The 12627-nt window shown below is 42.8% G+C and carries 13 protein-coding genes; 10 read left to right on the top strand and 3 right to left on the bottom strand.

Annotation, left to right across the window (positions count from 1 at the left end; genetic code table 11):
* Positions 1-50: 50 nt before the first annotated feature.
* From QL229_RS11020 to QL229_RS11010, 3 genes are read right to left on the bottom strand one after another with little or no spacing between them, the layout of a single operon-like run.
* On the bottom strand, positions 51-308 hold the full coding sequence (locus tag QL229_RS11020) for a hypothetical protein (RefSeq protein ID WP_138556744.1): 258 nt from the start codon (positions 306-308) through the stop codon (positions 51-53).
* Entirely contained in the window at positions 308-754 is a 447-nt protein-coding gene (locus tag QL229_RS11015; RefSeq protein WP_281546877.1) for a hypothetical protein, read from the bottom strand. Before QL229_RS11015 ends, QL229_RS11020 begins: the two co-directional genes overlap by 1 nt.
* A 1-nt stretch (position 755) precedes the next feature.
* Positions 756-1094, bottom strand: coding sequence for a DUF883 C-terminal domain-containing protein (locus QL229_RS11010; protein WP_135923485.1), 339 nt, complete (start codon positions 1092-1094; stop codon positions 756-758).
* A 466-nt stretch (positions 1095-1560) separates the two neighbouring features.
* Between QL229_RS11010 and mraZ the strand changes: the two genes are divergently transcribed.
* From mraZ to murG, 10 genes are read left to right on the top strand one after another with little or no spacing between them, the layout of a single operon-like run.
* Complete coding sequence (gene mraZ, locus QL229_RS11005; RefSeq protein ID WP_135923486.1) at positions 1561-2019, top strand: division/cell wall cluster transcriptional repressor MraZ; 459 nt, start codon at positions 1561-1563, stop codon at positions 2017-2019.
* 30 nt (positions 2020-2049) lie between these two features.
* Positions 2050-2985, top strand: a complete 936-nt coding sequence (rsmH, locus tag QL229_RS11000) for a 16S rRNA (cytosine(1402)-N(4))-methyltransferase RsmH (protein ID WP_135923487.1) — start codon at positions 2050-2052, stop codon at positions 2983-2985.
* Entirely contained in the window at positions 2985-3311 is a 327-nt protein-coding gene (ftsL, locus tag QL229_RS10995) for a cell division protein FtsL (RefSeq protein ID WP_135923488.1), read from the top strand. Before rsmH ends, ftsL begins: the two co-directional genes overlap by 1 nt.
* Positions 3308-5125, top strand: coding sequence for a penicillin-binding transpeptidase domain-containing protein (locus tag QL229_RS10990; RefSeq protein ID WP_135923489.1), 1818 nt, complete (start codon positions 3308-3310; stop codon positions 5123-5125). Before ftsL ends, QL229_RS10990 begins: the two co-directional genes overlap by 4 nt.
* Entirely contained in the window at positions 5118-6596 is a 1479-nt protein-coding gene (murE, locus tag QL229_RS10985) for a UDP-N-acetylmuramoyl-L-alanyl-D-glutamate--2,6-diaminopimelate ligase (RefSeq protein WP_281546876.1), read from the top strand. Before QL229_RS10990 ends, murE begins: the two co-directional genes overlap by 8 nt.
* Positions 6593-7981 (top strand): UDP-N-acetylmuramoyl-tripeptide--D-alanyl-D-alanine ligase, encoded by a 1389-nt coding sequence (gene murF / locus QL229_RS10980; protein WP_281546875.1) that lies wholly within the window; start codon positions 6593-6595, stop codon positions 7979-7981. The genes murE and murF overlap by 4 nt, the downstream gene beginning before the upstream one ends.
* Positions 7975-9057 (top strand): phospho-N-acetylmuramoyl-pentapeptide-transferase, encoded by a 1083-nt coding sequence (gene mraY, locus QL229_RS10975; protein WP_135923492.1) that lies wholly within the window; start codon positions 7975-7977, stop codon positions 9055-9057. The genes murF and mraY overlap by 7 nt, the downstream gene beginning before the upstream one ends.
* Positions 9058-10383: a UDP-N-acetylmuramoyl-L-alanine--D-glutamate ligase gene (gene murD / locus QL229_RS10970; protein WP_281546874.1), complete on the top strand. Its 1326-nt coding sequence runs from the start codon at positions 9058-9060 to the stop codon at positions 10381-10383.
* The gene (gene ftsW / locus QL229_RS10965) at positions 10380-11555 is read left to right on the top strand and encodes a cell division protein FtsW (protein ID WP_135923494.1); all 1176 of its coding nucleotides are present in this window, start codon (positions 10380-10382) and stop codon (positions 11553-11555) included. Before murD ends, ftsW begins: the two co-directional genes overlap by 4 nt.
* On the top strand, positions 11552-12625 hold the full coding sequence (murG, locus tag QL229_RS10960) for an undecaprenyldiphospho-muramoylpentapeptide beta-N-acetylglucosaminyltransferase (RefSeq protein ID WP_281546873.1): 1074 nt from the start codon (positions 11552-11554) through the stop codon (positions 12623-12625). Before ftsW ends, murG begins: the two co-directional genes overlap by 4 nt.
* Positions 12626-12627 lie beyond the last annotated feature (2 nt).

Below are 12627 nucleotides of genomic sequence, written 5' to 3'. Positions count from 1 at the left end.
TGAAATTGCGACTTAATGAGAAGTAAAAACTCTGATTTTACTGATAAAGATCATAATAATCTAAGAAGCCAACTAAACTGACTAACTTGTTTTAATTTGCTTTTAGATTGGTCATTGCTTTGTAAAGCTTGATAACCCATCCCTGCGGTGAAGGCGCTAGCAAGGCCGACTTTAGTGACGGCGAATCGTTTTAAACGATAGTTGAATGCTTGGTGATGCTGACGTTTAAGTTCATCTTGCATGTCCATACTATGACTAAGATCAGTGACTTTTTTCAGTGGTTCGCGAATAAAGTAGTTAATTAACATTATTTTTCCTTATCAATGTTGAATAATTGGCGGGCACTTTTAACCGTTCGATTAAAACCAATTTTACTACTGATATAGCCAATATTTTTCCAAAGCCAAAACAAACAAAGCAGTTGCAAAACGATCAGCGATAAAGCGCAAAGAGCGACTGATCCACTTAAACTGAATATGGCAATACCTATTGTGGCTAACAAACCAGCCCAAAGTAAAACTAAACCACCTGCAAAGCAGACCAGCATGATGATAGTTAATGCCAAAGAGCGTGTCGATAATCGCCACTCAGCTGCAGCTACCTGTTTACACAACCCAGCTTGGGTACGGTAGTCTACGTAAAGTTGTTCAGCATATTGCGACAACTTGGCAAGGTGATCTTGCCACTGATCAGCATGCAAAGGCTGATCAGTGGCTGCTTGCGACTTCTCTTGTGAATGTTGAGAGTGCGGCATGTTATTTACGGCGAATAAGTGCGCTAACTAACATACCTGCGGCAAACGCAATACCTGCTGTTGCAAGCGGATTCTCAGAGGCAAGCTGACGTGTTTTGCTACTGTACTCACCTAGTTTTTCGCGAGCTTGGGCTTGTTTCTCTGAAATAGTTTGTGCTGAATTTGATGCGCCTTCACGAACTGAATGCTCAGCTGATGCAGCACGAGTTGACAGCGCGTCAACTGCATGATGAGCTGCCTCAGTTGCTTTTTCCGTAAATGGCGCCTCTACTTCAGTTGGTTTCGGATTTGTTTTGCTGTTTGCAGTACTTGAATTCGATTTCGACGTTGCTGTAGCCATGATCATTCCTTAAAAATTGCCATTATTGGTATTCAATAGCTCGCAACCTTTATACCAATTATTAAATCTTTTAATTTCAGGGTGTTATATTTTTAGACTCTGAGATCAACATAATTTCTAGTAACTATTGCACAGTAGTTAAGTAAAAATTACAGGCTAAGAAAGATGTACGATTCATTTGTAATTATTCATTGGTTATTCATTAATCATTTTTCCCCAATTCGTCGCCAATAAAATAGTAAAAAAAATTTTTTTATTTGTTTTCCACTTTTTCCCACGTAATTCAGTGGCTTTGCTTGAAGCCTTATTTTTTCTGGCTTTAGAAGCCTATTATGATGATCAGCTTACTTGACAAAAAGCCTTGTCAAGCCCTAAACTGGAGCACTGTGGTAAAAAGTGGTTTTTAGTGGATCAAATTGGATCGGAAATAATCATTAACAATTTATAACCTATTTTAAGGCTAATTATGTTTAGGGGTGCAAGCTCGCTGAGTTTGGATGATAAAGGACGCTTTGCGGTACCAACCAAGTACCGAGACGCGATCTTGTCTGAAGATCAGGGAACGGTTATTTGCACAGTCGCACTGAATGAGCCTTGTTTGTGGTTATACCCACTAGCCGAATGGCTAGAAATTGAAGAACGATTATTAAAGATCTCTAACATGAATCCACGAGCACGCCGAATGCAACGTATGTTGCTTGGCAATGCTACAGAGTATCAACTAGATAAAAATGGCCGGATTTTGCTTGCTCCTTCTTTACGAGCTCACGCGGAACTTGGAAAAAAAATCATGTTGGTTGGCTTGATGAATAAGTTTGAAATTTGGGATGAAGATCGTTGGCATGAGCAAATGCGCCAAGATACTGAAATTGAACGCTTAGGTGAGTTTGAGGCAAATCCCGAATTCGATAACTTCTCGCTCTAACCACAATAATAAAAAGGCAAAAAATAGCTAATGACAGCGCAATTTGAACATGTCTCTGTACTGATGGACGAAACCATAGACGCTTTGGATATTAAACCCGAAGGCATTTATATGGATGGCACGTTTGGTCGCGGCGGACATTCAGGACAAATTCTTGCGCGCTTAAATGAGCATGGTCGTTTACAAGCAATTGACCAAGATCCACAAGCTATTAAAGCTGCTGAAAAGTTTGCAGATGATGCACGTTTTTCGATTGCCCATACCCGTTTTTCCAACCTTAAAACAGTCGCTGAAGACAATGATTTAATTGGCAAAGTAGACGGAATTTTATTAGATATTGGTGTGTCATCACCGCAGCTAGATGATGCTGAGCGCGGCTTTAGCTTCATGAAAGATGGCCCGCTAGATATGCGTATGGACCCAACCAGCGGCCGCAGTGCAGCACAATGGCTAGCTGAAGCTGAACTTGAAGATATCACTCATGTTATTAAAACCTATGGTGAAGAAAAGTTTGGCCGCCGTATCGCTCATAAAATCATTGAGACTCGAGAGCATACTCCAATCACTAGTACAAAGCAGCTTGCTGATTTAGTTGATGAAGCTGTACCAGTAAAAGATAAATATAAACACCCAGCAACACGTACATTCCAAGCGATCCGAATTTATATCAACAGCGAGTTAGAAGAAATTCAAACGGCACTACAAGCTGCTGTTGAAGTGCTTAAGCCCGGTGGTCGATTAGTGGTTATTTCGTTTCACTCGTTAGAAGATCGCATTGTTAAGCAGTTTATTAAAAAACAGAGTAAGGGAGAGGCGATACCCAGAGGTCTGCCTTTAACTGATGCACAAATAAATAAAAATCTGACGTTAAAGGCAGTGGGTAAAGCCATTAAGCCAAGTAAGGCGGAAATTGATGCAAATCCTCGTTCACGCAGTTCTGTGTTAAGGGTTGCTAAGAGGTTGTAATGAAAGCAAAAGCGACGAATCGCCAACCTAATTTATTTGTTGAAGTGTTTAAAGGTCTTGCTGCTAATAAGCTGACCTTAGCCTTGTTGGTTGTGATTCTCGCGTCGAGTTTAAGTGTTGTGCAGGTGACGCATTTAGCGCGTCAGCAGTTGATAACACAAGATGAGTTATTGCAAGAACGTGATGAGCTCGATCTCGAGTGGCGTTACTTGCTTGTAGAAGAAGAGTTTTATTCGCAGCATGCGCGCATTGAAGAAATCGCGACCATGCAATTAGAAATGAAACGGCCGACCAGCCAAGACGAACAGGTGGTAGTACTGCAATGAGAAGCAGAGGGAAAAAGCCAACTAATACCTTGATCACATGGCGCTTTATGCTTGTGTGCTCTGTGCTGCTTTTAGTCTTTATGACACTGGTTGCACGTGCCGCATTTTTGCAGGTTATTGAGCCCGATAAAGCACGTTCTGAAAGCGATAAACGTACTGTTCGCGTTGAAAAACAACATGTACAGCGCGGAATGATATTTGACCGTAACGGCAAAGAGCTTGCGGTGAGTGTGCCTGTTGTAAGTGTGTATGCTGATCCCAAGGCACTGCATAAATCATTAACGAGCAAGGTGCTGCGTCAAGCGCGTAAGAATGGTGAAGATCAAAATGCACTTGCTGAAAATACGGCTGAACTAAATAAGCGCATCGCTACTTATTATAACAATGACATTCGTTGGCGTGAGCTTGCGGATGTATTACGCATTGAACCAAGTAAAATCAACTCCCGTCTTCGTGATAATCCAAAACGCCGTTTTGTTTATTTAAAACGTCAAGTAACACCTGCAGTTGCAAACTATATTGGTGATTTACGTTTACCGGGTATCCATCTGCTGGATGAGTCTAAACGTTACTATCCGGCTGGAGAAGTGACTGCACATGTGATTGGTTTCACAAATATCGATGGTCATGGTATCGAAGGTATTGAAAAATTATACGAAAAATCGTTAACCGGTGTTGAAGGACAAAGAACAATCCGTAAAGACGCACAAGGCCGAGAGGTCGAAGTGCTTGATGAGCGTGAACGTGTTGAGCCAGAAAATATCCATTTAAGTATCGATCAACGTATTCAAGCGATTGCCTACAAGGCGATAAAATCGGCTGTGCTGACATATAAAGCGACCTCGGGCTCAGCTATGGTCGTGGATGTAAAAACAGGCGAAGTATTGGCTATGGTAAATAGCCCGTCGTTTAATCCTAATAATCTTAATGATGCTGCTCCACATAAGCGTCGAAATCGAGCAATTACTGATTTGTTTGAGCCAGGCTCAACTGTTAAGCCGCTAGCCATTTTAGCTGGTTTAGACTACGGCTCAATTCAACCGGATTCAATTGTTGATACTTACCCTGGCTGGATGCGTGTTGGTGGCAGCCTTGTCCAAGATACGCGTAACCATGGTGAAATGACATTAAGAGAAATCTTAAAATACTCAAGTAACATGGGTGTGACTAAAGTTAGCCAAGACTTACCAAAAGACTATTTTGTCGGGCTTTATCAAAAAGTCGGATTTGGTAGTGATAGTGGAACAGGCATGGTCGGTGAAAGTAGCGGCTTGTTTTACCCTAATCGTCGTTGGTCAGATCACGAAATAGCGGCATTATCATTTGGCTATAACTTAGCTGTGAGCACCGCACAAATGGCACGTTTTTATGCCATGTTAGGTTCTGGTGGCGTGATGCGTCCTCTTACTGTACTTAAGCAAGAGTCAGTGCCTGAAGGTGAGCGCATTTTTCAGCAAAAAGATGTTGAAGCTGTCGTCCATATGATGGAAAGCGTGTTCGAAAAAGGCGGTACGGCACAAAAAGTTCACGTCGATGGTTATCGCGCAGCTGGCAAAACAGGTACCTCTAAAAAAGCCGCTGTAGGTGGTTATGGTGATGAGTATGTCGGCTACTTTGCTGGTGTTGCACCGGCAAGCAATCCACGTTTAGCGGTAGTAGTATTGATCAATGAGCCGGGTGGAGATGTTTATTATGGCGGTGCGACGGCAGGCCCTGCATTTGCAGAGATTGTCTCCAATGCCTTAAGAATTTTAAACGTCGCACCGGATAAAGATGCGGTTGCGTACGTAGAAGGCAAAGATAACGATGCGTGATTTAAAACCAATTCTGAGTCAAATTGAAGTTGAGGCCACTAGTTTGCTGGTTAATCAACTACGTCTTGATAGCCGAGACGTAAAAACAGGCGATGTTTTTGTAGCTGTTAAAGGCCATCAACTAGATGGCGGACAATTTATAGATAAAGCCATAGAAAATGGCGCTGTAGCAGTCATTGCTGATAGGTTATGCGAATTTGAAAGTGATTTTGAATCGCTTTACTTGGTCACAGACCTCGCTAAGAAACTACCTGCTTTAGCTGCTGCGTTTTATCATCAGCCGTCAAAGCAATTAGATCTGGTTGGCGTTACTGGAACAAATGGTAAATCAACCACAACTGCGATGATCGCGCATTTAGCACAGCAATGTCATAAATCAGCAGCGGTGGTGGGGACGCTTGGCTATGGGCATCCAGAGCAATTAACTCCATTAGTAAATACCACACCATCAAGTGTTGATTTGCAGCGAATTTTGTTTGAATTACATGAACAGCACACCGATGTTGTTGCAATGGAAGTTTCATCACATGGCCTTGTGCAACAGCGTGTTGACCATTGTCAGTTTAAAGCAGCCGTTTTTACTAATTTATCTCGCGACCATTTAGATTATCATGGCACTATGGATGCTTATGGTGATGCAAAGCTGATGTTGATGCGTGATCACAATCCTGAGATTGTGGTTCTTAATCAAGATGATACACAAGTTGAGCAGTGGTTAGAAAAATACGACTTTAACAACTTAATTTGCTACGGCCATAAAAACTTAGCACCAGAAGGTGCGCGCTATGTTTACTTTAGCGATGTTGTTTATAGCAACACCGGGATTTCGGCAACATTCGAAACAAGCTGGGGTCAAGCACAGGTGCAGTCTGCATTATTTGGTGAGTTTAACTTGTATAATCTGGCTGCGGCGATGGCCACTCTACTTGGTATGGGGTATCCGCTGGCACAGTTAGTTGCTGCCTGCAAAACACTGCAACCAGTGGCTGGTCGTATGCAAGCGTTTAGCGTACCAGGGCAGCCAACCTGTATTGTTGATTACGCGCATACACCCGATGCGTTGGCATTAGCATTACAGGCTTTACAAAAGCATGTACCTGGAGGCGTAAGCTGTGTGTTTGGCTGTGGTGGTAACCGTGATAAAGGCAAGCGCCCAATGATGGCAAAAGCCGCTGAAGGCAACGCAGACCGTATTATTATTACTAGCGATAATCCGCGCAGTGAAGACCCTAATGCCATTATTGCTGATGTGGTGGCAGGTCTTGAGCATGCTGAAAAAGCCCATTGTGAAGCTGATCGCGCTAAAGCAATTAGTTATGCAATAGAGCAGGCCGGTGCTGATGATGTGGTTTTAATTGCCGGTAAAGGCCATGAAGATTATCAAATTATTGGCGATACACGAATCGACTTCTGCGATCGCCAATATGTACAACAACAATTAAAAGAAAAATCGCAAGGGGCGCAGTTATGATCCCTATGGATTTTGATTGGCTAGCAAAAGTTCTAGCAACTGATTACCAAGGTGGTAATCAAACGGTAAAAAATATTAACACCGACACCCGTACTCTGTGCGAGGGTGAAGTGTTTTTAGCGCTACAAGGGCCTAACTTTGATGGTCATAAATTTGTTGCGCAAGCAAAAGAGAAAGGGGCGATTGCAGCTATTGTAGCGCGTCCTGTTAATGTTGATATTGTGCAGTTTGTGGTGAGTGACACACGTATAGCGCTAGGCCAAATTGGCGCAGCTGTGATGGCACAGGTTGCACCAAAAACAATCGCTATTACAGGTAGTGTGGGTAAAACCACAGTAAAAGAAATGTGCGCGGCGATTTTATCAGGTCATGGTGAAGTACTGGCAACCAAAGGTAACTTTAATAATGACATTGGTGTACCTCTGACCTTGTTACGCCTTGAGCCACAGCATCAATATGCGGTAATTGAATTAGGCGCCAATCACATTGGTGAAATAGCTTACACAGTCGCGATGACTAAACCTGATGTTGCTGTGGTTTGTAATGTGGCTGAATCTCATTTAGAGGGATTTGGATCATTACAAGGTGTGGCTACCGCAAAAGGCGAAATCTACGACGGCCTGAAACCTGACGGTGTTGCAATCGTTAACAGCGACAGTGATTTTGCAGATTACTGGCTCGAAAAACTAACTGATCGCAATGTAAAACGTTTTTCTACTCAGCAAAAACTAGATTACTGGGCAGAAGATGTGGTGCTTGACGAGCGAGCGCGTGCGTCTTTTGTGCTTTGCAGTAAACAGCAAAAAGTTCCTGTTACTCTCGCATTACCGGGCAAACATAATATTGCTAATGCATTAATAGCGACAGCATTAACCACTGAGCTGGGTGTAAGCCTAGAAAGTGTTGCTAAGGCATTGGCTGGCATGGGAGAAGTCAAAGGTCGTGTCAATGTACTTAAAGTATCAGACACTCTAACCGTAATTGATGATACTTATAATGCCAATGTGCAGTCAGTAAAAGCGGCGATTGATTTATTAAGCGACATGCCGGGACGTCGAATTTTTGCGTTAGGTGATATGGGCGAACTTGGCGAAGAAGCCCGCTTTTATCATCAGCAAGTAGGCGAATATGCAAAACAAAAAGGCATTGATGAGCTATACAGTCTAGGCGTATTAAGCAAGTCGGCCAGTGATGTATTTGAAAAACCAAATCGTCACTTCTCGAACCGTGAACAACTATTACAACAATTACAAAGTGTGCTTACTGAATCTCAGCAAAAGACCACCCTTGTAGTAAAAGGATCGCGCAGTTCTCGTATGGAACTAGTGGTAGCAGATTTAGTTAATAGCCAGCAAGATGGCAACAATGGAGTATCGTCATGTTAGTTTGGCTGGCAGAGTATTTAACACAATATTATAGTGGCTTTAATGTTTTTTCTTACCTTACGCTGCGTGCGATTTTAGGTATTTTAACTGCGCTGCTTATCTCTCTTTATTTTGGTCCTAAGCTTATTCGTGGCCTACAAAAAATGCAAATTGGTCAGGTGGTACGTCACGACGGCCCCGAATCTCACCTATCTAAAAAAGGTACGCCTACCATGGGTGGCATTTTGATTTTAGGGGCGATTTTTACCAGTACATTACTGTGGGCTGACCTTTCAAACAAATATGTATGGGCAACCTTATTTGTGGTGGGGTCATTAGGTGTAGTTGGCTTTATTGATGACTACCGTAAAGTGATCCGCAAAGACCCTAAAGGCCTAATTGCGAAGTGGAAATACTTTTGGCAATCAGTGATTGCATTAGTGGTTGCCAGTGCGCTTTATTTTACTTCGCAACAAGGCAGTGAAACCTCGTTAGTTGTGCCGTTTTTTAAAGATGTGTTACCACAGCTAGGGCTGTTTTATATCGTGATGACCTATTTTGTAATTGTAGGTACTTCGAATGCGGTAAACCTAACGGATGGCCTTGATGGTTTAGCAATTGTGCCAACCATTTTGGTTGCTGCGGCGCTTGCTATTATTGCTTACTTAACCGGTAACGTTAACTTCTCAAGCTACTTACATATTCCGCATTTGCCATTAGCAAGCGAACTTGTGGTTGTATGTACTGCCATAGTTGGCGCAGGACTGGGTTTCTTGTGGTTTAACACTTACCCAGCACAGGTATTTATGGGTGATGTAGGCTCATTAGCACTCGGTGGTGCACTGGGTATTATTGCGGTGCTTGTTCGTCAAGAACTGGTACTTATCATCATGGGTGGTGTGTTTGTAATGGAAGCATTATCGGTGATTTTACAAGTAGGCTCTTATAAATTACGTGGTCAACGTATTTTTAGAATGGCGCCTATTCACCATCATTATGAATTAAAGGGTTGGCCTGAGCCGCGCGTAATTGTGCGCTTTTGGATTATTTCAATCGTGCTAGTTCTTGCTGGCCTTGCGACATTAAAGATCAGGTAAATGACAGTTATTAACGAGATAAAAAACAAACAAATCTCAGTGCTCGGACTCGGTGTAACCGGTCTGGGCATTGTGCGTTTTTTATTGTCTCAGAATATTAAACCAATTGTTGTTGATAGCCGCATGGCGCCGCCGGGTGCGGATTGGCTAAACGAGCATGCCAGCGAGTTAACTACGTTCTTTGGTGATTTAGAACAGGCAGACTTAGCCAGCAATGACATTATTATCATCAGCCCTGGTCTAAGCCTTGCTACACCGGCTGTTGCAAAGGCCATTGCTGCGGGCGTTGAAGTGATTGGTGACGTTGAGCTTTTTGCCCGTTTAACCGATAAACCAATTGTTGCGGTAACAGGTTCAAATGGTAAGTCGACAGTGGTTACCTTGGCGTTTGAAGTACTGAAAGCCGCTGGTTATAAAGTAGGGCTTGGCGGTAATATTGGCACAGCAGTACTTGATTTATTGTCGCAAGATTACGACGTTTATGTACTTGAGCTATCGAGTTTTCAGCTTGATACCACGCACAGCTTAAAAGCAAAAAGTGCCTGTGTATTGAATGTTAGCGAAGATCACCTTGATCGCTACCCAAGTTACCAAGCATACATTGACTCAAAGCAAAGTATTTATAACGGCTCAGAGCTTGCTGTTGTGAATGCCATTGATGTAGCAACCCATACAGCAAAGCAACCACAAGTAAGCTTTGCACTTGCAAATGCAGACTTTGCCTTAGTAGAGCATCAAGGTGAGACGTACTTTGCAGCACAAGGTAAACCTGTGTTACCTGCAAGCTGTTTGAAAGTTGTTGGCTCACACAATCAACAAAATGCACTAGCAGTTATGGCGCTACTAAGCCCGTTTAGCATTTCTACAGAGCATTATCAGCAAGCGTTTACTACGTTTACTGGGCTTGCACACCGTTGTCAGTTTGTCGCTGAAATTAATGAAGTGAAATACTTTAATGATTCAAAAGCGACCAACGTTGGCGCAACTATCGCAGCTATTGAAAGCTTAGCTGATCAAGCAAAGCAATTAGTTGTGATTGCTGGCGGTGATGCAAAAGGGGCTGATTTAGATGCCTTGAAACCCTATTTGAATGACAAAGTGAAAGCTCTTATTTGTTTTGGTAAAGATGCTAAAGCACTGGTGTCATTAACTGAAAAAGGTCATTTAACCACGAATATGCATGAAGCTGTGCAATTGGCAAAGCAGTTAAGTAGTTGCGGTGACATCGTATTGCTTGCTCCTGCGTGCGCCAGCATTGATATGTATAACAACTATATGCAACGTGGTGATGACTTTGCGCAGTGCGTATTGGCGGAGGCAATATGATCGCATTTGCCGACATTCGTGAAGCATTAACCCCTAAGCAATCGCCACAGCTTTATGATGTGCCGTTGTTGTATTGTATGTTGATGTTGATAGGTGTTGGTTTTGTGATGGTTACAAGTGCCTCAATGCCAACCGCAGAGCGATTATTTGATAATCCGTATCACATTATTATTCGCCATAGCATGTTTTTAATCATGGGCTTTTTTCTATTTTGGATTGCCACAAGTGTGCCTATGGACTGGTGGAAACGCAGTAATGCCTATTTATTGCTATTGGGTTTAGGTTTACTGGTGTTGGTACTTATAGTTGGCCGCGAAGTGAATGGTGCAAAACGTTGGATCCCCATAGGCCCTGTAGGTTTTCAGGTGGCAGAAGCCGCTAAGTTATTCTTTTTTAGTTATATTGCCGGCTATTTAGTTCGTAAGCGCGAAGAAGTACAAGAAAACCTAAAAGGCTTTTTTAAGCCACTCGTTGTCTTTGGTGTTTATGCATTGCTTATTTTAATGCAACCAGATTTAGGTACTGTTGTTGTACTTTTTGTAACCACTGTAGGTTTATTATTTTTAGCCGGTGCTAAGTTATGGCAGTTTTTTGGACTGATCTTAACGGGCATTGCAGCCATTGTGGTGCTAATTATCGCTGAACCATACCGTATGGCCCGTGTAACTGGCTTTTTAGAGCCATGGGAAGATCCGTTTGGTAAAGGGTATCAGTTAGTACAATCACTAATGGCCTACAGTCAAGGCGGTTGGTTTGGCCAAGGCTTGGGGAATAGCGTACAAAAACTGCAATATCTACCAGAGGCGCATAATGACTTTATCTTTGCCGTAATTGGTGAAGAGCTTGGCTTTTTTGGTGTACTGAGCATTTTGATAGTACTAGGTGTATTCGTATTTAGAGCCTTGTTAATTGGTCAAAAAGCCCTGAAGTGTGGCAAAGAGTACGAAGGCTATTTTGCCTTTGCAATAGGCATCTGGTTTGCGTTTCAAACTATGGTCAATGTTGGCGCAAGTGCCGGAATATTACCTACAAAAGGCTTAACATTACCGTTTATTTCTTACGGTGGTTCTAGTTTATTAATTATGACCATAGCAACAGGTGTACTTTTGCGGATCGATTTTGAAACAAAAATGGCGACTAAGCAGGCAACCTCACGTGGAGGTAAACGATGAGTAAAAAGTTACTTGTTGTTGCAGGCGGTACTGGCGGACATATTTTTCCGGGTATTGCCGTCGCTGATTTTTTAAAGCAGCAAGGCTGGCAGGTCAGCTGGATTGGCACGCCTGACAGAATGGAAGCGACAGTGGTACCTAAGCACCACATTGATATTGACTTCATTAATGTCAAAGGGGTTCGTGGTAACGGTATTAAACGCTTGATTAAAGCCCCGTTTATGGTGATGAATGCTATTTTTCAAGCGCGTAAAATTTTAAAAGCACAAAAGCCTGATGTGGTGCTTGCTATGGGTGGTTATGTGACCGGACCTACTGGAATTGCAGCTAAAAGCTTAGGCATTCCTTTGGTTATTCATGAGCAGAATGCAGTTGCAGGCATGAGTAACCGCTGGTTAGCAAAGTTTGCCAATAAAGTGCTTGCCGCTTTTCCATCTGCTTTTGCAAAAGAACACTGTGAAGTGGTGGGTAATCCGGTCAGAGCAAGTGTTGCAAATGTTACAGCTAAGCAGACGACTACGCCGATTAATGTGCTTGTGGTGGGTGGTTCGTTGGGCGCGCAGGTGCTCAATGAGACTTTACCTGCTGTATTCAGTGAACTTTCAGCGCTAACAACGCTTAATATATGGCACCAAACGGGTAAAAATAATGAACCGAATGTGACTGCCAGCTATCAACAGTTAGGACTAGCTGAAAATAGCAAAGTTGCTGAATTCATTGATGATATGGATAGTGCATATCAGTGGGCCGATTTGGTAATTTGCCGCGCTGGTGCGCTAACTGTTAGTGAGATTGCCGCAGCGGGTCGAATGGCGTTATTTGTGCCTTTTCCACATGCAGTGGATGACCACCAAACGGCCAATGCAAAGTATTTAGTGACTGAGCAAGCCGCGCTGATTATGCAGCAAAGCGAGTTTAATAAAACAGCGGTCGTTGAATTATTAACACCGTATGTAAACGCACCAGAGAAAATTTCAACAATGGCAAGTAAAGCAAAACAGCTTGCTATTTTAGATGCCACAGCCAATGTTGCCAAACGCTGTGAGCAACTAGCAGATAGAAGAGATTAGTA

The organism is Pseudoalteromonas sp. PAR1 (genome assembly GCF_947311895.1).
Lineage (GTDB): Bacteria > Pseudomonadota > Gammaproteobacteria > Enterobacterales > Alteromonadaceae > Pseudoalteromonas > Pseudoalteromonas lipolytica_C.
This window is presented reverse-complemented; position numbering and strand designations above follow the sequence as displayed.

Excerpts from the sequence above, each read along its gene's own strand:
- QL229_RS11020 (WP_138556744.1), bottom strand. The coding sequence starts at position 308 with ATGTTAATTAACTACTTTATTCGCGAACCACTGAAAAAAGTCACTGAT.
- QL229_RS11015 (WP_281546877.1), bottom strand. The coding sequence starts at position 754 with ATGCCGCACTCTCAACATTCACAAGAGAAGTCGCAAGCAGCCACTGAT.
- QL229_RS11010 (WP_135923485.1), bottom strand. The coding sequence starts at position 1,094 with ATGGCTACAGCAACGTCGAAATCGAATTCAAGTACTGCAAACAGCAAA.
- mraZ (WP_135923486.1), top strand. The coding sequence starts at position 1,561 with ATGTTTAGGGGTGCAAGCTCGCTGAGTTTGGATGATAAAGGACGCTTT.
- rsmH (WP_135923487.1), top strand. The coding sequence starts at position 2,050 with ATGACAGCGCAATTTGAACATGTCTCTGTACTGATGGACGAAACCATA.
- ftsL (WP_135923488.1), top strand. The coding sequence starts at position 2,985 with ATGAAAGCAAAAGCGACGAATCGCCAACCTAATTTATTTGTTGAAGTG.
- QL229_RS10990 (WP_135923489.1), top strand. The coding sequence starts at position 3,308 with ATGAGAAGCAGAGGGAAAAAGCCAACTAATACCTTGATCACATGGCGC.
- murE (WP_281546876.1), top strand. The coding sequence starts at position 5,118 with ATGCGTGATTTAAAACCAATTCTGAGTCAAATTGAAGTTGAGGCCACT.
- murF (WP_281546875.1), top strand. The coding sequence starts at position 6,593 with ATGATCCCTATGGATTTTGATTGGCTAGCAAAAGTTCTAGCAACTGAT.
- mraY (WP_135923492.1), top strand. The coding sequence starts at position 7,975 with ATGTTAGTTTGGCTGGCAGAGTATTTAACACAATATTATAGTGGCTTT.
- murD (WP_281546874.1), top strand. The coding sequence starts at position 9,058 with ATGACAGTTATTAACGAGATAAAAAACAAACAAATCTCAGTGCTCGGA.
- ftsW (WP_135923494.1), top strand. The coding sequence starts at position 10,380 with ATGATCGCATTTGCCGACATTCGTGAAGCATTAACCCCTAAGCAATCG.
- murG (WP_281546873.1), top strand. The coding sequence starts at position 11,552 with ATGAGTAAAAAGTTACTTGTTGTTGCAGGCGGTACTGGCGGACATATT.